The organism is Staphylococcus sp. GDB9P120P, from assembly GCF_017893435.1.
GTDB lineage: Bacteria > Bacillota > Bacilli > Staphylococcales > Staphylococcaceae > Staphylococcus > Staphylococcus cohnii.
Window position 1 is genome coordinate 109,648 of sequence record NZ_JAESNB010000010.1, and the last position, 19,464, is coordinate 129,111.

A 19,464-nucleotide genomic window follows, 5' to 3' on the forward strand; every position below is an offset into this window, starting at 1 on the left:
ATGAAAAAAATTGCTGTTTATTGTGGTGCAAGTAAAGGTAAAGACGCATCCTACATGAAAGAAGCTTATCAGTTAGGCACTTATATGGCTAAACATAATTATGAACTGGTATTTGGTGCTGGTTCTGTTGGTATTATGGGAGCAATTCAAGATGGTGTATTAGATCATGGCGGTAGTGCCATTGGTGTTATGCCCAATATGTTAAACGAACGAGAAATTACTAGTACTAGACTAAGTGAACTCATATTAGTTGATTCTATGCATGAAAGAAAAAACAAAATGGCAGAATTAGCAGATGCATTTGTCATGGCCCCAGGAGGCGCTGGCTCTTTAGAAGAATTTTTTGAAATGTATAGTTGGTCACAAATTGGTATTCATGAAAAGCCAATCGCTATCTATAATATCAACAGTTTTTTCGAGCCTTTACAAACATTGATTGATCATATGATTCATGAGGGATTTATCGATAAAAAATATCAATCACTTGCACCACTATGTAACAATCCTGAAGAGCTGTTCGAAACGATTCATAACTATAAGCCTTTAGGTGTTAGAAGTTACGATTAACTTTAAAAGCAGAGATATGTATGCATTACGATGCAATTATCTCTGCTTTTCTTATGTTTAAAATAGTATTACTAATAATTGTTTTAATATGATACATGCAACTATCACAATAATCATTGCTGAAAATTTATTTAATATTAAGATATATTTTCCAGTTTTATCAATATTACCTACGACTTTGCCAGCAATAGCCAAAAATATAAACCAAAACCAAGAAACAATGATTGTAGTTATGGTAAAAAACATTTTATCTGTACCTTCATATATTGCTGCGTTCGTACCTATAACACCAATGGTATCCATAATTGCATGAGGGTTCAGTAATGAAACAGACAAAGCAAAACCAATTTGCTTTCGCGCAGACATTGATTGATAACGATCAAGCGCTTGAGGTTTCTCTTTCCATAATGACCAAGCCATATAAATAAGAAAAATAAAACCAATACAATAAATTACAATTTGTAACATTGGTAGTGACAGTAATATAACTGACACACCTAATACAGCTAATACAATTAATAATGTATCACATAGCCCTGCTGCTATGATCACTGGAATTGTCTTAATGAATTGTTTTTGGTTTGCTCCTTGATTAAATACAAATACATTTTGTGCACCTAAAGGTAAAATTAAACCTAAAGCTAAAAACAAACCATGAATCATTGGTTGAAACATATTATCTCCTCTTTCTGAATAACAAAATCATCATTAAACCATACCAGTTTCCCCTTCTCTCGAACTTAACTAGCAGGTATATTTAGCCATTCACAATCAATTACTACTAACCATCATTTCGCTTTAATTCACACATTATACTGATGCTTTCGACTGAATGAATTAATCTTCTACAAAATAATACGCATTAAATATTCAAATATAAATACGGAGCGTGATTCTGTATATAATCATGATACAATATATTCAATTGATTTTTACCAACCAGTTATAAATTAAAAAGCCAACCAATCATTTAAAGGAGATTTAACATGTTCACGCCAAAATACAAAGAAATTATTGATGATATACTTTCAAAGATTAAAACTGGTGATTTAGAAGCAGGTATGAAATTACCTTCTCAGAGGAATTTGGCTACTCAATATCGTGTCAATCGTTCAACTATTATTCAGTCTTTAGAAATACTACAAAGTTATGGAGTATTAGAAAGCAAAGCACGTAAAGGGTTATACGTTTCAAAAAGCAATTGGAATACATATATCAACCATAATATGAATTGGCATGACTATATTAAAAATAGCGCTTCAAAGAATAACCAATACTTTATACAACGAATTAACGAATTAGAATTCGATGCGCACATAATACGGTTAAGTACTGGTGAACTTAGTCCACATTTAATCCCAAACAAGCAATTTCGAGATATATTTTCAAAACAAACGACAACTGCTCTAAAAACCAATTATGAACACCCTTTAGGTAATTTGAATTTAAGAAAAGCGATTGTAAATCATGTTAAAAAATTGGGGATTACGTGTAATGAAGAAAACATTTGTATCACTTCAGGTGCATTGCAGGGATTAAAACTAATCGCTGACGGTTTACTCATACCAAATTCAAAGATTATTATAGAAACACCTTCATATATAAATTCTGTACATACATGGCATAATATTCGAGCAGACCTTAACTTTTTACCGATTTCTAAAATAAAACAACAAATAAATACTATTTTTAATGCAAAAACGTTATATAAAAATAGTATCTTTTATTGTATACCGACTTTACATAACCCCACACAACATTCATATACCCAAGCAGAAAAATATAAATTAATTCAACAATGCCAACAAGCAGGTATCCCTATTGTTGAAGATGATGTATACGGCGACTTGTGGTTCGAAGGTCTTCGCCCTCGACCTTTAAAATCATTGGAAGAGAACGATAATATTTTATATATGAGTAGTTTATCCAAAACAGTGAGCCCCGGTTTAAGAGTAGGATGGATTATAGGTAAACCTTCCGTTGTTATGCATTTAGCTGATTTAAAAATGCAAAATGATTATGGTGCCAGTTCACTATCACAATTTATCGCAACTGAGTGGTTAAATAATCCCATATACCATGAACAACATTTAAAATATTTAAAACAAGCGCTTTTAGAGAGACGTAATAAATTTATAAAATCCTTAAATCAACATTTTCAAGAATTAGGTACGTGGTCTATACCTAAAGGTTCTTATTATATTTGGTTCAAATTGAATGTGCCAGTAAACATGAAGACACTATTCGATTTAGCGATTCAAAATCAAATTTTAATTCACCCCGGTGAAATTTATGATAAAAACGCTCAATATCACATAAGGTTTTCATATTCTTATATAAATATTGAAGATATTGATGTTGCATTACAAAAATTGAGTCACCTCATTAAAAATCAAACACAAAAGAAAATATAATTAAAACATGGTTATTCATTGTGAATTTGTACCGTGCGGACGCCTAGGGAAATGATATGAGTGAGAGACTACTGGCTCGAGCCATATCCCCAGGCAAGCATGCACGGTCAAAATCGTAATAAACAAAAGACTAATCCATTTTCATATGGATTAGTCTTTTTTATAAGAATGAGATTTATGTCTCACTACATTATTTAATATTTTATTTTGCTTGTTTTGTCAGATCTTTATAATACCTAACATGTCTTTTAAGCGGATGGTATTTGCTTAATTCTGGATATTCAAAGAAATCATATAATTCCATACCTATTTTTTCCATAACCTTACGTGAAGGTGCATTATTTTCTGAAGTAAATGCATATACGTCATTAATACCATGCTGTTTTGCATATTGGAGTACCGCTTCTGCACCTTCAGTTGCGAAACCATTCCCCCATACTTCAGGGATTAAACGCCAGCCAATTTCATAGAATGGTAGCTCATCAAACGTATATTTGCTGTCTTTAGGTACATAGTTCAATCCAATAAAACCAAGCCATCCATTTGTTTCTTTTAATTCAACAGCAAAAAGTCCTATACCATGATTTATAATAATGTCATTCATCTTTTTCATATCATGTTCTGAACGTCGATAGCTTAGTAAACTCGGGAAATATCTACGGACTTGATGATTCGCATTCATCTGTTGAAATGGAAGTAAATCTTCTGCTTGCCAGTCCCGTAACCTTAAACGCTCAGTTTCTATATAAACTGTCATACTGTTACACCTCTAAACTGGAAATTAAATTTCTATAGAAAATAACGCGTTATGATTATTCTCATACCGCGCTATCACATGGATTAAGCTTTGCTTATGCTCTTGAAATATAACTAATCAATTCAACATTTACAGCCACTTCTTTTAACCGACCACGTTCACTTTTTGGTGCGGTAAATGTTGCATCTATAAAATCATTTTTATGATTTAATTTGTAAGTAGCTACAAATGTATCAGTATCGGATTCAAAGTTTGGTAAATGTGCAATAACACGTTTAATTTCACCCGTTGAATCTTTGATTTCTCTACCAGTTATACTTTCAATTTCTCTACCTAACTCTGGAAGCGTAATTGAACGCCCTTCTAGTAATACAAAATCTTTTTCATGCATCGTTATTCCCTCTTTCTCCTAATGAAAAATGATTATTTAAAAACTGTGTATAATAAATGATTCATTATAAAGTCACGCTTGATATAAAAGTATTGCTAGACAACTGACTTATAATTTCAAATCTATTTTTTGAAACTTTTTATGTTCATTACATTAATGATACCCATTATAACAATTTGTAAAACGATAGTACAATAATTTCCTGGGAAATATTGCATAAAATCATTTTGTAAAGAAATAAATTTAGAAGCCTATGTTTCAGCGTTAACATCTTTTTCTAAATTTTTTGACTTATCTTGGAGTTTATCTTTTTGTTTTTCTAAATCTTCTTTTTGTTTTTTCAAATCTTTATTTTGCTTTTCTAATTTATCAATATCTTTCTCTAACGTTGCTTTTTCATCATTTTTTCCACAGGCTGTAAGTAACACAGTGGACGCAAGTATGAGTGCTAAACATTTTTTCATGTAAGAACTCCTTTTGTTAATTTCATAATAATAATATAATTTTATCATTATTTTTAAATATCTTCATTATTTATTATTAATCTTTTATTCATAGTTACTGTACTTATATGATATCCAAGTTTAAAATTCAAATCTTTCATTGCGTTATTGTGGTTGACTACTGTGCTTTCGATTTCTAAAGCACCTTTGGCATGCGCCCATATTTCCACTTCTTTTTTTAATACTTTCGCAATACCTTGATTTCGATAATCTTCTGAAACATACATCATTTCAATAATGACTTTTTGGTATTGTTTTAAATATCTTGCCCAGATAAAAGCAATCATTTGTTGTTGTTGTGTTTCGATAATCACAACATCTGTGTTGGCCATTAATCCATTTTCAATCATTTCTTTGCGCAATGCAACAGAGATAGTAGTGTTTTGATATTGCTCATATTGTTCATTAAGTTGTTGTTCATGAATTTCTGCAATTTCATTTAAATACTGTTGTTGCGTTTGTTTTAAATATTCCATTATTACTCCTTTGAAAGTGTTATTGATTTATAATACTATATTAGTCATAATTAGCATTATCAATATATTTTATATGTAAGAAGGAATGCCAAATGCCGATGAAATCTACCGATAAATTAATGCGTGAAAACAATGTAAAAGCATTACGTTTAAATAATACAGATCGAGATACTTTCGAAAATTATATGACTTACGTTAGAGCAGATTTGAGTGTTAATCCGCATGATTCTGAAAAAATGTTAAATCGTGTTTTAAATCAGTTGTTGGAAGCAGACAAAGATGGTGCATTAGCAATGGAATTCTTTGATCATGATCCAAAAGCTCATGCAAAAAGAGAACTTAGACGTTTACCAAATGAAACAATAAGAAATATTTTCAAGTATATTATGCGTCATATTTTGCTGTTTGTGGGTATTTTTTGTTTTCTCAAAGGATTTGCAGGATTTTTTATTGGTGCAAAACGACTATATCTATATACTTTTCCGCTCACATTAATCGTAGGTATTGCTATCATTTTTTTCTTTATTTGGATGTTATTTAAAACAGTACAAATACGCTGTTTTAGTACATCACATTTATCTTGGCTTTTAACATATCTCGTTTTACTTTTATCCGTATGTGGAATATTTTATGTTTTTTTCATTCCACAGACATTTTTAACAGTAGGACCATATATATTAATTAGCAACTGGACTTTTATTATTATTTCTTTTATCTTCATTCCAACAGCATTATATATTGATCATCACTTTACTAATAAAAATACAAATGCTTCTTTATAAAGATAATTTAAAAACACGTTAGCACATACTTCTAAAATTTAAGAAGTGGCTGACGTGTTTTTAGTTTATGTTTCACTTATGTTGTTATACTTTCTTTCTTTTCTACTGCAATATTGATAAATAAGAATATAAGGCCAATTAATGTTAATATTGGCGCAATTAAACTTAAGGATGCAACTGGTAGATTTGTTACCACGACACCGCCGATAAACGCACCTAAAGCATTCCCTAAATTAAATGCTGATTGGTTAAGTGTACTCGCAAGTGTTGGTGCATCTTGTGAAATTAATGTACTTTTATATTGTAGTGATGGACTCATACTGAATCCGATCAGACCGAAAAAGAAAATACCTGCTACCATTAATAGTCCATTCATTTGCACAAAATATAATAAGATGAAATATAAAATAAATGCACTAAATATCATTTTTAATGCTTTATTTAAATTCCAATCTGCAAGTTTTCCGCCTACAACATTACCTAATGTGACACCAATACCAAATATAATTAATAAATATGAAATTAAATTTTCTTGTACATGTGACACATCAATAAGTACTGTTGATATATAAGTAAAGTAAGCAAACACACTGCTAAACCCAAATAATGTAACAGCTAATGTTAACCATAAACGTTTTTCTTTTAAGATTTTTAGTTCATTTAATACAGATGATTTAACTGTTTCTTTTTTCATTGGTACAAATATAATAATACCTATTAATGCTAATGCTCCGATGATTGATATAATAATAAATGTCATTGGCCAACCAAAGCTTTGGCCAATTAACGTTCCAAATGGCACGCCTAATATATTACTCATGCTTAACCCCATAAACATTAATGCCATTGCACTAGCACGCTTTTCTGGTTTAACCATACTTGCTGCTAATATTGAACCTATACCAAAAAATGAACCGTGCGCTAATGAAGTAATAATTCGACTCGTCATCATGAATCCATAATTTGGACTAAATGATGCTGCAAAGTTTCCTATAATAAATATCGCCATTAATGCCAACAATAAATATTTTCTATTCCATTTAATTGTCAACATTACAATGATAGGACCACCGATCGCAACACCTAAGGCGTAACCTGTAATCAGTTGACCAGCTTGACTCACACTAACATCAAAATCTCTAGCGATGTTGGGCAATAAACCCATAATTACAAACTCTGTCATTCCGATTGCAAACGCACCGATTGCGAGCATCCATATAGCAATTGGATATTTCATTTAAGACTCCCTTCCTATTCCCGTTTTTTAACACATGTGAGTGATTATACTAAAGTAGTCATAACGAAAACAAGAAGATTGCTTATATTCCAATTCATTTATGCTATAGTAACGCTCGCCAAGATTGTATGCCTCTTGTAACATCTTTCATTACGTAAATTAATTGATTAATAATGCATCAATGAAAAACCAAATAACCATAATAATCATTATTATCGCTTGAGCGATAGAACTTGCTAAAAATGCTACAACTGAACCAAAACTTGCCTTTAAAGCTTTAGAAAAGTGTGGCTCCTGTATAAATTCAACTACTAGCACCGCTATAAATGGGATAATGATTATTCCAAATGGTGGAAAGACAAAACAACCAACAATAACACCAATCAATGCTGCATACTCGCTTAATTTTGATCCACCGAATTTACTGACAAAATATTTATTCATAATGAAATCTGCAATAATAATAAATATTGTGAACAATGCCATCGATACATAAAATATCCAAGACAAATGATGATTATCAAAGCCGAATTGATAAATTAAAAAACCAATCCACAATATAAGTACTGATGGTATAATTGGTTTAATTAAGCCGATAAACGCTAAAACAAATGCTGCTATAATAAATAACCATAAAATCAATGTCATTACAATCTACTCCATACTTTCTTCTGTAAATTTTTGTTCTTTCGTAAAATATATTAAAATCATACCTAAAAATATTGATCCTGCTGAAACAAAGAACACGTTACCTAATCCTACCCAGTGACTCATTATACCACCGAGCAGATTACCACATAATTGTCCTATCACCATCGCATTAGCAAATAATGTAGATGCATAACCAGGAAAATCAGGTAAAATATCTTGGAAATAACTTATACCTAATCCAAGTAGAATCGCTAGGAAGATTGCTAGAAAAACTTGGCCTACAATCATCATGATAAGACTGTTAAATACGCCAATACTAAAATAGAATAATCCTCCAAACAAACCTCCAAGTATCAGTAACGTACGTGTAGTCAACTTGGCCGATAAAATACCTAATATGACCATAAATGGTACTTCTAGTCCTGCACAAATACTAGCTAGCACGCCCACTCGACTTTCTGGCTCATTTAAAAAGTTCGTCACATACAATGGCATATTCAACGTATACATCCATTGTCCTATATGTAATAAAATAAAAGCCATAAATGGTACAAATAAAACTTTATCTCGCAGCATATTAGGTGCAGCCGCTTCGACATGTGTACTATCTGCTACCGGACGCTTTGTTTGAATATCTTTAAAGAAAAAAACTTGTAATAAAAGTGTGAATAATATGATTGTTATCGTTCCGCCAAATAAACCTGCATATCCTTTAAAACTAAGTAACAACGCACCTATAAGTGGACCGAACAAGAAACCAAATGAAAACATCGAACGTAATACAGCGTTAGCGAATTTCGCTCTATCCTTTGATGTAGAAGTATTGATCGATTCTCTCGCTGACGCATACATTTGAGGCATAGCCGGGGCAAAACAACCTTGAAAAATGGCATACATTACTATAAAAACCCATATCTCATGAACATAAAAATAAATTGAAAAACTGACTGCGCCCATAAAAAGTGCAGTAATAATAATCGTTTTTCTATTGATACTATGTGTATCAGAAAAACGCGCTACAATTGTATTCATAGTAAATTGGCTAATTGCAGCTAATGCTAATAACAACCCATATTGGGTAGAAGTCATACCTAAATCATTTGTGGCAAATAATACCAAATACGGTACAGTGATCGCAATTCCCATACCTAACATCATCATATTAACAACAAATAATTTATAATTTTTTATATGTAACAATTCACTAAACATTTAGCGTCCTCTATTCCTATTAAATTCAATATAACTCTTCGCAAAGTTACTTTTATAACTGAATCAAAATATTCAATTGTGAATAATTATTATTCCACGTATTCCAATATTAAATTAATAAATGAATCAACTTGTGGCAACTGTAACATGCTTGGATCATAGCTTAAATAAGTAGAACGAATCAGCGGTTTATCGTCTATATCTACGCGTTGAAACGCAAATTGTTCCTTATCTAAGTGTTTCATCATTATTTCTGGCAATATGGTCACGCCAACACCATTTAATAACATTTCTTTACATGTCGCCACTTGATCAACCGTAATCATCGCGTGATAATCTTGACCGATTTGACTACCATACCATTCTTTAATTTGATTAATATATATAGGATCAGCCTGAAATTCGATAAACGGCATCTTTTCTACTTCATCATTACGATTTTTTGGATGGATAAAATAATGTTCGTCATTAAATAAATGTGTGTTGCTTAAATTCATCATTTTATTACCACGAATAATCATCACATGATAATCTCTATGGTTAGCTTTAATTTGTTCACTTGATCCTACTTGAACTTGAATTTCTACATTTGGAAATTGTCGTGTATATAAATTTAATACAACTGGCAACAACGTTTGACCTATTAAAGACGAACAACCGATGGAGATGGTACCATTTACTTCGCCGATATGTGCTTGCATCTTATCTAAAAATAGACGCTCTCTATTTAACATATCGCGCGCGTGTTCAATAATCATCATACCCTCAGTCGTAGTTATTAATTGCTTTTTTGTACGTATGAATATGTCGACACCAAATGCATTTTCTATCGCTTTTAATCGTTGAGTTACTGCTGGTTGAGAGATATATAAAATTTCTGCTGCTTTCCTGAGCGTTTTTGTCTCATCTAATGTAGTTAACAAGCGATAATCGTCAATCTTCATAATTATCCCCCTATTTTTACAAATACTTAAATATCTTTATTTATGGTGGCCTTACTTTTATCTACTTTGCGTTAATTACTTTTATTCAGTAATCTTCAATTCTCGCAGTGTTTACTATAACATGGTTAATGCATGACTAATATAGGGAATTTTGTTTACCACAATTTTAAGATTTTTGAGATGCATTTGAATCTTTAATCTTACTATGATGTGATTTATTTTTGTTTTGATTAGAATGATTATGATGCTTATTGTATTTTTTTATCGGCTTATGTTTAGTCTCATTGTATACAGAGTCTTTGTCTTTATGCTTTTTTCCTTTAAATTTTTGTTTATTAAAAGAAGATTGCTTTTGAGAATTCGCTTTTTGTTTTATTTTATGAAAACAATACATAATTTTGTCTTGCATCGTTGTAAAATCTGTATCAATTTTAATCATTAACTGATGTGCGATAATGTATGCTTCGTGATATTGTTTCTTCGTTATTTGTCCTTGATTTAAAGCGCGTAACAAGTCGTCTTCATCTACAAGCTCGTATGCTCCACTAGGTAATGCTAATACGTCCAAGCATAAATCAATCGTACGCGCATTTCCTTTTTGCGTAACATTTTTTATATTTATGTCAAAGTAATATTCTAACGGATTGCCCTTGTCGTCTAACATCACTGTGATACTATAACGCTTTTTTTCAGGTAATATTTGTAACCACTGATAGTTATCATCAGCAACAACAATATTTTGTCCTACCACCGATACTTCTAGTGGTTCACGTACTTTTTTCATCGTTACTAACCCAATAATACCTTTAAATTTGTTATTATTCACTTTGACTTCCGTATACTCTCTGTCAATGATGCGACGCCAGTGACGTTTATCAATATATTTTACTTTCACTGCCACCAACTCCTTGTCATTATTATATAAAACTGAACCTTACATGTCATCTTATGTTTGTTACATTTAACTTTTTAGTTAATAGCGAGTAGATAATTATTTTTATTGTACTATATTTCATAGCGCAAAAGCGAAATTGACAATTGTTGAGAATTTTGTTAAATTTTTAATATATTTTTCAGAAAATTCTTTAAAAAAGGGAGATAGCCATATGTCAACGACACAAAGACCATTTAGAGCGGATCACGTAGGGAGTTTACTACGTCCAAAACGCTTAAAAGATGCACGTAAAGATTATCAAAACAATGAAATAGATGCACAAACTTTAAAAAATATAGAAGATGAAGAAATTGAACGCATCATAGATAAACAACTAGAAATTGGTTTACATAGTATTACTGATGGTGAATTCCGCAGAAGTTGGTGGCATTTTGATTTCTTAGAAAACTTGGATGGTGTTGAAGGTTACACATCTGAGCGAGGTTTAACATTTGAAGGTGTGGAAACTAGAAATCACAACGTCAAAGTGGTTGATAAAGTTGCATTCAATCCAAATCATCCCCATTTTGAACACTTTAAATTTTTATATGATAAGGTGAACGGTCGTGCAACAGCAAAAGTTTCTATTCCAAGTCCAAATCAATTATTCCATCCTAACATTTTAAACGAAGAGATATATCCTGACATCAATGATTTTGCACATGATGTAGCAAAGGCTTATCATGATAGTTTACTTAAATTCTATGAGCTTGGTGCACGTTATATTCAACTAGATGATGTGTATTGGGCAAACTTGACTTCTGGAACACAAAACACACGTGGGCGTGATAGAAGTGAATCAGAAAAAGAAGTTGCGCGTCAACTTGCTTATAAAGTGATTAATGAAGCAATCAGTGATTTACCAAAAGATTTATTAATCACAACACATATTTGTCGCGGAAATTATCAATCTACTTGGGCCATTTCTGGTGGTTACGAACCAATCGCACCGTATCTATTCAAAGAACAATTAGATGGTTTCTTCTTAGAATATGACGATAAACGTTCAGGTGATTTCGAACCCTTAAGATTTTTCCCAAAAGACCGTTCATTTGCAGTATTGGGATTATTCACTTCAAAAAACGGTGAATTAGAAGATAAAGATACTATTTTAAAACGTGTAAAAGAAGCACAAAATTATATAGATTTAGAACAAATTTGTCTAAGTCCGCAATGTGGTTTTGCTTCTACAGAAGAAGGCAATAAATTGACAGAAGAAGAACAATGGAAAAAGTTAGCTTATATTGTTGAAATCGCTAACGAAGTTTTTGGTACTTCAAAATAATATTAATTAAAAAACTCGTGTTACTTTCACAACTGTTTTAATGAGAAAGTAACACGAGTTTGCTTTTATATTTAACTATTAATGTCCAATGATGATAAAGCATAACGATCGTTAATTTGTTTTAACTCAGGGTAAGTTTCGTTTAACCATTCTTTACTCAATAACTCAAAATGTTTAAATTCAAATGCTGGATGGCACATGCAACCCACAAGTGCATAGCCAGCACAATCTTCAATAGACGATGCAAAAATCGTACCTTTTGGTACTACATGTTGCAATACATCACCATTTTCGATATGAGGACCTACTGTTACTTTTTGATAGTTGCCGTCTGGGTGTATCATGTGAACAGTTAAGGAATCTCCTGAATGGTAATACCAGATTTCATCGGCATCTATTCGATGAAAATGTGATATATTATCATGCGTTAAAAGAAAATATATACTCGAATAGGCCGACCTTTGATTTGAGTTATCAGGTATCGCTTTTATAGTCTCTTTATAATACCCACCTTCTGGATGCGGATGTAATTGTAATTGTTCAATCCATTTTTGTACTTCTTGATTTTTATCCATGTTATTTCAAATCCACATTATGGAATACATTTTGTACATCTTCTAAATCTTCTAATGCATCAATTAATTGTTCGAATGTTTCTTGATCTTCTGCTGATAATTCAATATCTGACTGTGGTAACATTTCAAACTCCGCTACTTTAAATGTTTCAACACCTGATGCACGTAATGCATCTTGTACTTGCGCAAATTGATCAGGCTCAGCATATACAATGGTTAAACCATCTTCGTCAATGACATCTCTAACATCTATCTCTTGTTCCATTAAACTTTCTAAGACATCATCCGCTGACTTATCTTCAACACCAAATACGGCAGTATGTTCAAACATATAAGCAACAGAACCAGAAACACCCATATTGCCACCATTTTTACCAAATGCAGCACGAACATCAGATGCAGTTCTATTAACATTATCAGTAAGCGCGTCTACAATTATCATTGAGCCATTCGGACCGAACCCTTCATATCGCAACTCATCGTAATTTTCTTCGCCGCCACCTTTAGCTTTTTCAATAGCTCTATCTATAATGTGGTTAGGCACAGAGTATGTTTTTGCTCTTTCTAATGTTAATCTTAAAGCTTGGTTTGAAACTGGATCGGGTTCCCCAGATTTAGCTGCTACATAGATTTCTTTACCAAATTTAGCATAAATTCTACTCGTATTCTTATCTTTTTGGGCCTTTTTCTCTTTAATATTATTCCACTTACGTCCCATAATTTCATCTCACTTTCTAATTAAATGCGTAAATCAATACATCATATTATACAATATTTTCATTATATCACATAGATTAACATGCTACTTTGCTTATATTTTTATTGATTCTCTCAAGTAAGCTTAACTATTTTGTCATTTATTTAAAGCGAGTTTGAAATGTGCTTGCACGTCGATGAATTATTACAACCTCAAACTATAACCGGACAAATAAGCGCGATCAAAATTATATCATTTTAATTGTAAAAAGGACTAATCCACAAAATATGGATAAGTCCTTTATATCGAGTATGAGATTAATACCTCATATTCGTTCACGCAATACCGTTATAATCTTTAATATTTGTAACTGAATAAGCGTTATCTTTATGTAATTATGCTTTTTTAAATATTTTAGTCTACCTGTGCTTCGATTTCATCTAACAAAGTTTGATACTTCGTATTATTCTCTTCCGTCATCGATAAAAACACTTTTCTCTCATCTTTTGTTGAACGTAATTTGCTTACACGATCTTGGTTAATTAATCGTCGAATTGATGCTAACACTTTTGTCCGGCTCAAATCGAGTTCAGTCGTCGCAATTTTTAAAAATGGTTGCATCAGCATGTTTTGCTGTCTACAATTTTGTTGTATTATTTCCAAAATAGCAATATCATTCATTGTTAATTTATATTTATTTTCTATATATGACATTACTCTATTATATTTTTTATAAATTTTTAATAACTGCGCCTTCTTTTCATCAGTCATTGTTGCTACACCTCCAAACGCTAGTAAGCAATACAATTTCATTATCTCTAAAAAAAGTAACTCTGTCTTTATCATTTATTTTTATAGCTTTGTCATTATTACGAACACCAGTAAATTAAATTTTGTAAAACATGTTAATTTTATTATATATTTCGGGCTCAAATGCTTATTTATAAATATCAATAATGTGTACAGTGTTATAATCGATAGCTACACTTAAAGATTTGTCATTAAATGGATGTTCAAATACATTAATTAGCGGCTTATTATACGCTTCTATTTTTTCTATAAATAAATCAGACCACTGGTATTTCTCACGTAAATTGCCTGGTATTACACAATTGATATTTCCATGCACATTGTTATAAGTCTCTTTAAAAATTAAATGCTTTTTTCTTAACTTTAAATCTTTAAAATTTATATTAACTGACATTTTTGTCGCATGACGATTCGATACTTCATTTTCCATAATTTGCCAATCGCTTATATAAACGCTAATTTTATCTACTTGGTCAATAATAGTATAAAAATCATGTTCATATACTTTATAGCGCGTTTTTTCTATCAAACGATGAAACATACTTCCGACCAATGTGCGGAAACCACTTTTATCATATAAGTATAAAGATTCATTGCCATTCATTTGCTGTATCAGATCTACACCGATACCTGAAAAATGTTTTAATATTCTTTTAAAAACACCGACTAACAATGGTGGACTTTCAATAATATTCATTGACTCATCATGCACTAAAAAATTATTTCTTACATTTAATAAAAAATAATGCCTTTCCTCTAAACACATTTCTGACATTATTTTTCTTATATAATTAAATTTAAAGATTTCTTTCGTCAACAACATTTCATGAGTATCATTTAAATTTGGTGTTGAAAGCTTTTGATTATCTACACAATAGTAATCAAAACCAATTCTCTTTAACTGTACTTCCAACATTTTAAAAGTATCAGGTTCATTAAATAATTGGGTAATATCAATACCAAATTTCACATTTTCTCTAAACTGTCTGATTTTGATAATATTACGATAAATTTCTTTTATCGGCATTGTACTTAAGTCAAAACAATAAGTTATCTTATTAAGCAAATCCTGATTGAAGTTTGTGCTAGTTTGTAAATAAGTCGCATAAGGTCTACAAATCTGATTTAAATATATTTCAATGTCTTGACTTTCATAAACTTGAAGCACCAAATGTGCATTGTTTTTTATGATAAAGTCAATCTCTTTATATGTTTGTTGTTCAGAAATGTATTTTTGAAAAACTTTTACGTTTATATTGCAATAAATATAAACCTGATTGTCATTTTCAATCAAATAACTCATTTTAGGATCAGTATACAATTGGTATAACTCTGTGATTGTATAAATTTGAATGATTATAGACGAATTGCGATTATCCGAAAAATAATCAGAGCAAATAGTAATTTCATTGTTTTGCACATAACTATTTGCTAATTTTGTAGTAAGTTGAGATTTTACTTGATCTTTAAATGTGTCATCCAGTGTTTCATAAGGATAATATAAATTTTTATTGTATTTCGTAAGCTTACGATATTGATTGGGTGTATAACCGTAATATTGTTTGAATTTTTTACTGTAAAGTGCTGCGCTACTAAAACCATATAAGTCAGATATTTCTCCAATGGTATATTGACCATTCAATAACTCTTTCATAGATGTTGCCAATTTTAATGTATCCACATAAGTTTTAAAATTCATATCCAACTTACTATAAAATTGACTAGATATATTTGATTGTGAAATAAAAATATGATTGGCAATTGATTTTAACGTTAATGGTTGTTTCAAATTACGACTCACATAATCTAGTATTTCTCCAGTAATACCAAAATATGAGTTGTCTGTTTGCTGGGGTAAATAGTTCGAATCTACTTTAGCTTCATTAGCAATAATTTCAACAATTTTGACCATGTAATTTTCATAAATATCACAACTTAATGTATGGTTTAAGTAGTGTTTCGTTAACTCTATTAAAGATTTTGTTAATTGTGCTGTAGATTGAATCAACTTGGAGTTATATTGATAATCAAAAAATGAATAACCTCGTTCTAAAAACCAATCACTCGCAATATATAATAAAATGGTTGTTTCATTTCGTTTAATGCTAAAGATTTCTGTATGGTTTACGATTAATACTTCTGTATCAATTTTTACATTAGCGGTAAATTGTTGAATCTCTAATACTCCCTTTATTGGCAGTAATAGTAGTAGTCCATCTGTTACACGTTTAGTAGGATAAAATTTTTTAGAAATAATATTTAAGCACTGTACTTCCATATTCCAACCTCTCTCATATTCAGTTACACACCATACACATAAAATCATTTTTATAAAAATGAATATTTCTTTAATATTTTCATCTTTTGAAAATAGAACATTCACTTTTTTAGTTTCAAAGTACATGTTTTATCATTACATAATTTTGAATATAATAATTTAATTTGTCAACATAATTTTTCATTCATCGTCCTTAATTCTAAACTTTTTATATTTTATTAATGATAAAATAAGTTGTTATATCACATTATTATATGAACATAAATTAAACCTCTCGTGACACGACGATCTTATCTAAACTGAATATTATTCAATGGTCTTGCTGAAGTAATAATGATAATAAAAGTTAAGATAAAGGCAATAAACTAAAAAAACCGTAACTGAATTTTATAGAAATTCAGTTACGGTTTTCTTTTATTAGAATTTATAACTTTCGGTTTGTAAATTTTTATCTTATATATTACTTTTTAAATTTGTTCGCTAGTCTTAATACATATTTGATAATGTGTAATAAATTGATGAATAAATTGAATCCCATTTCTCGTGGAGAAAACTGACCACGTTTCATACGATTAAAATCATATATAGTATATAATAAGAATAACAATAAACCTACTACTGTAATGATTGTATGGAATATTGGATTATGCACAAACATACCGATGATTCCAGCAACAATCAGTGCGACTAACGTAACAAATAAGTATTTACCCATACCTGCAGCGTTATCGACAATGAAATAGCCAATTATACCAAATGCGATAAAAGCACCTATTGCTAATAGCACATTTTTATAAAACACTTCTGGCCCTAAATTTTGCAAATAAGCTGTAAATGTAGCATAGGACAATAATCCGACAACTATGGCATATATATGTGAAATAACCAATCCATACTTACGTGCACGATTAGTTAAAACTGTAAATAATACTAATACGAGTAAGACGATAGATAGTGGCTTTCTCCATTCCATAGGTAAAAACTGTCCAAAATAACAGCCAATACCAAAAATAATCCAATAATAAACAAAGAATAACCATACTTTACCATACGCATGGGATTTGGATTTGTCCTTTTTAGATTTAGATTGCTTTTGATTAATTTGTTGTGTTGATTCAGCCAACCAATTCACTCCTTAGATGTTATAACGTTTTACACATTAATTGAAATTTATTTGCTGATTTGTATAATCAAGGTGCTTAAACGTCGTTATAGTTTTGTTTTTGATTAAATGTATTACTTTCATTTTCACTATTCCAAGTTAAATCAAACATTTTATTATCAATTCTAAAAAGATATTTAAGTTAATTGAAATTTACACATTTTCAAATGTTACAAAGTAATAAATTTTAAAATGAATTCTAAAACTCAAACCCCGTTTAAAGTCCATAACAAAAGTATTTATTATGTTTACATACCAACGCACTAAAATGTTAATAATGTTACATCTCTATAACAATAAACACAAGTCGCCTATTTTTTGTTAGTATGTAACATGAATTCAATTAAAGAAAATCAATACAGATATATATAATTTGAAATGAGTTATTTATATAGGTGTGAGGAGGAGTTCTTTTGAAAAAGTTCGCATTTGCAGTAACTGCTGCTTCAGGTGCAGCAGCGTTTATTGCTAACCATGAAGCTGAAGCATCAACACAACATACAGTACAATCAGGTGAGTCACTATGGACAATCTCAGAACAATATGGTGTTTCAGTAGATGAGATTAAACAAAACAATAACCTCGATAACAATATGGTATTTCCGGGACAAGTTATCGAAGTTGGTGGAAGTGGTCAAAGCTCAAGTTCAAACACTTCTTCACAAACATCAGGTGGTTCTTCACATACAGTTAAATCTGGTGAATCATTAAACATCATTGCTAACAATTATGGTGTTTCAGTAGATGCACTAATGTCAGAAAATAATCTAAATGGTTATTTAATCCATCCAGGTCAATCACTTACGATTCCAAATGGATCAAGTGTTGGCGGTTCAGGTGGTTCTGGTAACACTGCTACACAAACACCTTCTACAGGTAATACTTCTGCTAGTGACGCTAATTTATATGATTGGGGTCAATGTACATGGCATGTATTTAATCGTAGAGCAGAAACTGGACAACCAATTAGTACATATTGGTGGAACGCTGATCACTGGGCTAACAATGCTGCAGCAGATGGCTATACAGTAAACAACACGCCAACTGCTGGTTCTATCATGCAAAATTATGAAGGTCCAATTGGTCACGTAGCATATGTTGAGCAAGTAAATCCTGATGGCAGTATTTTAATATCAGAAATGAATTATAATACACCTCCAGGTACAGTAGATTATCGTACAATTCCAGCATCTACTGCTTCTAGCTATAATTATATTCATTAAGATAACCAAAATGAATGATTAAAAAAGAGGAAGGACTTAAACCTCTTTATCAAACAAATATTACGTCAATTTCTATGGAAAACATATAGAAATTGACGTTTTCTTTTTCTCAATTTTCATCTCTTGACTCATTTTTTTGATTAGATAAGTATTCACTGCCTTCATCTAAATTGTGATCATATTAGATCAATATATTTATGAGTTAAATCTGTACTACTATTTCATTTAAATTGATACATATTTTTATCTTCTTTCCTTTTCTCTCCTCTACCCCTTTGTTTAATTATTTCATTAATCGCCTTTATCAATTGATTGATTCAACATAACAAATAACACCACTGCTTATTTTATATTATAATTTCGCCAGTGATTTGAGTCGACTTCTGTGGAAGTGCACATGCTGAATACTGCTGTAAGACAATACCCAAGGAAAAGCACGCACAAAAAAACTGCCGACAAAATCAGAGACTTTGTCGGCAGACTGAAAGGATCAACCCTATTGTATTTAGATTAGTCCTTTATCTTAAGAATAAGATGTAGGTCTTAAACTCATTCTTAAATTTATT

The 19,464-nt window shown here is 30.8% G+C and carries 20 protein-coding genes; 5 read left to right on the forward strand and 15 right to left on the reverse strand.

Annotation, left to right across the window (positions count from 1 at the left end):
• Positions 1–567, forward strand: a complete 567-nt coding sequence (locus tag KA856_RS11340) for an LOG family protein (protein ID WP_107384438.1) — start codon at positions 1–3, stop codon at positions 565–567.
• A gap of 57 nt (positions 568–624) precedes the next feature.
• Here KA856_RS11340 and KA856_RS11345 read toward each other — a convergent pair whose 3' ends face one another.
• Complete coding sequence (locus KA856_RS11345) at positions 625–1,242, reverse strand: LysE/ArgO family amino acid transporter (protein ID WP_107384437.1); 618 nt, start codon at positions 1,240–1,242, stop codon at positions 625–627.
• A 311-nt stretch (positions 1,243–1,553) separates the two neighbouring features.
• Between KA856_RS11345 and KA856_RS11350 the strand changes: the two genes are divergently transcribed.
• Complete coding sequence (locus tag KA856_RS11350; protein WP_107386408.1) at positions 1,554–2,981, forward strand: aminotransferase-like domain-containing protein; 1,428 nt, start codon at positions 1,554–1,556, stop codon at positions 2,979–2,981.
• Positions 2,982–3,183: 202 nt separating this feature from the next.
• On the opposite strand, the gene KA856_RS11355 is transcribed toward KA856_RS11350, so the two are convergent.
• The 4 genes from KA856_RS11355 to KA856_RS11370 all read right to left on the reverse strand — a co-directional run bounded on the left by KA856_RS11355 (position 3,184) and on the right by KA856_RS11370 (position 5,108).
• Positions 3,184–3,738, reverse strand: a complete 555-nt coding sequence (locus tag KA856_RS11355; RefSeq protein WP_019468188.1) for a GNAT family N-acetyltransferase — start codon at positions 3,736–3,738, stop codon at positions 3,184–3,186.
• Between the two features lie 94 nt (positions 3,739–3,832).
• A complete protein-coding gene (locus KA856_RS11360; protein ID WP_046207354.1) occupies positions 3,833–4,129 on the reverse strand; it encodes a hypothetical protein in 297 nt (98 codons plus the stop codon).
• 251 nt (positions 4,130–4,380) lie between these two features.
• Positions 4,381–4,593, reverse strand: a complete 213-nt coding sequence (locus tag KA856_RS11365; RefSeq protein ID WP_107505178.1) for an SA0632 family lipoprotein — start codon at positions 4,591–4,593, stop codon at positions 4,381–4,383.
• A gap of 53 nt (positions 4,594–4,646) precedes the next feature.
• The gene (locus tag KA856_RS11370; protein ID WP_210138700.1) at positions 4,647–5,108 is read right to left on the reverse strand and encodes a GNAT family N-acetyltransferase; all 462 of its coding nucleotides are present in this window, start codon (positions 5,106–5,108) and stop codon (positions 4,647–4,649) included.
• Positions 5,109–5,206: 98 nt separating this feature from the next.
• Between KA856_RS11370 and KA856_RS11375 the strand changes: the two genes are divergently transcribed.
• On the forward strand, positions 5,207–5,890 hold the full coding sequence (locus KA856_RS11375) for a DUF1129 family protein (protein WP_210138746.1): 684 nt from the start codon (positions 5,207–5,209) through the stop codon (positions 5,888–5,890).
• 76 nt (positions 5,891–5,966) lie between these two features.
• Here the strand turns inward: KA856_RS11375 and KA856_RS11380 are convergent, their stop codons facing one another.
• The 5 genes from KA856_RS11380 to KA856_RS11400 form a co-directional block, all read right to left on the reverse strand.
• The gene (locus KA856_RS11380) at positions 5,967–7,127 is read right to left on the reverse strand and encodes an MFS transporter (RefSeq protein ID WP_107384433.1); all 1,161 of its coding nucleotides are present in this window, start codon (positions 7,125–7,127) and stop codon (positions 5,967–5,969) included.
• A 159-nt stretch (positions 7,128–7,286) separates the two neighbouring features.
• Entirely contained in the window at positions 7,287–7,775 is a 489-nt protein-coding gene (locus KA856_RS11385; RefSeq protein ID WP_019468182.1) for a DUF456 domain-containing protein, read from the reverse strand.
• A 6-nt stretch (positions 7,776–7,781) separates the two neighbouring features.
• Positions 7,782–8,990, reverse strand: a complete 1,209-nt coding sequence (locus tag KA856_RS11390; RefSeq protein ID WP_107384431.1) for a sugar efflux transporter — start codon at positions 8,988–8,990, stop codon at positions 7,782–7,784.
• Positions 8,991–9,079: 89 nt separating this feature from the next.
• The gene (locus tag KA856_RS11395; protein ID WP_107384430.1) at positions 9,080–9,934 is read right to left on the reverse strand and encodes a LysR family transcriptional regulator; all 855 of its coding nucleotides are present in this window, start codon (positions 9,932–9,934) and stop codon (positions 9,080–9,082) included.
• Between the two features lie 166 nt (positions 9,935–10,100).
• On the reverse strand, positions 10,101–10,829 hold the full coding sequence (locus KA856_RS11400; protein ID WP_107384429.1) for a ribonuclease FAU-1 family protein: 729 nt from the start codon (positions 10,827–10,829) through the stop codon (positions 10,101–10,103).
• A gap of 211 nt (positions 10,830–11,040) precedes the next feature.
• On the opposite strand from KA856_RS11400, the gene KA856_RS11405 reads away from it, so the two are divergent.
• Positions 11,041–12,153: a 5-methyltetrahydropteroyltriglutamate--homocysteine S-methyltransferase gene (locus KA856_RS11405; RefSeq protein ID WP_107384428.1), complete on the forward strand. Its 1,113-nt coding sequence runs from the start codon at positions 11,041–11,043 to the stop codon at positions 12,151–12,153.
• Positions 12,154–12,224: 71 nt separating this feature from the next.
• Here the strand turns inward: KA856_RS11405 and KA856_RS11410 are convergent, their stop codons facing one another.
• The 5 genes from KA856_RS11410 to KA856_RS11430 all read right to left on the reverse strand — a co-directional run bounded on the left by KA856_RS11410 (position 12,225) and on the right by KA856_RS11430 (position 17,636).
• The gene (locus tag KA856_RS11410; RefSeq protein ID WP_181187683.1) at positions 12,225–12,728 is read right to left on the reverse strand and encodes a cupin domain-containing protein; all 504 of its coding nucleotides are present in this window, start codon (positions 12,726–12,728) and stop codon (positions 12,225–12,227) included.
• A gap of 1 nt (position 12,729) precedes the next feature.
• Positions 12,730–13,446 carry a YebC/PmpR family DNA-binding transcriptional regulator gene (locus tag KA856_RS11415; protein ID WP_107384426.1) on the reverse strand — a complete coding sequence of 239 codons (717 nt, stop codon included), beginning with the start codon at positions 13,444–13,446 and terminating at the stop codon, positions 12,730–12,732.
• 393 nt (positions 13,447–13,839) lie between these two features.
• A complete protein-coding gene (locus tag KA856_RS11420; protein ID WP_107386436.1) occupies positions 13,840–14,196 on the reverse strand; it encodes a transcriptional regulator, SarA/Rot family in 357 nt (118 codons plus the stop codon).
• Between the two features lie 166 nt (positions 14,197–14,362).
• Positions 14,363–16,513: a helix-turn-helix transcriptional regulator gene (locus KA856_RS11425; protein ID WP_210138701.1), complete on the reverse strand. Its 2,151-nt coding sequence runs from the start codon at positions 16,511–16,513 to the stop codon at positions 14,363–14,365.
• 460 nt (positions 16,514–16,973) lie between these two features.
• Complete coding sequence (locus KA856_RS11430; RefSeq protein ID WP_107385965.1) at positions 16,974–17,636, reverse strand: Bax inhibitor-1/YccA family protein; 663 nt, start codon at positions 17,634–17,636, stop codon at positions 16,974–16,976.
• A 452-nt stretch (positions 17,637–18,088) separates the two neighbouring features.
• Here KA856_RS11430 and KA856_RS11435 point away from each other — a divergent pair, with 452 nt between their 5' ends.
• Positions 18,089–18,898 (forward strand): LysM peptidoglycan-binding domain-containing protein, encoded by an 810-nt coding sequence (locus KA856_RS11435; RefSeq protein ID WP_107385293.1) that lies wholly within the window; start codon positions 18,089–18,091, stop codon positions 18,896–18,898.
• The last annotated feature ends 566 nt before the right edge of the window (positions 18,899–19,464 follow it).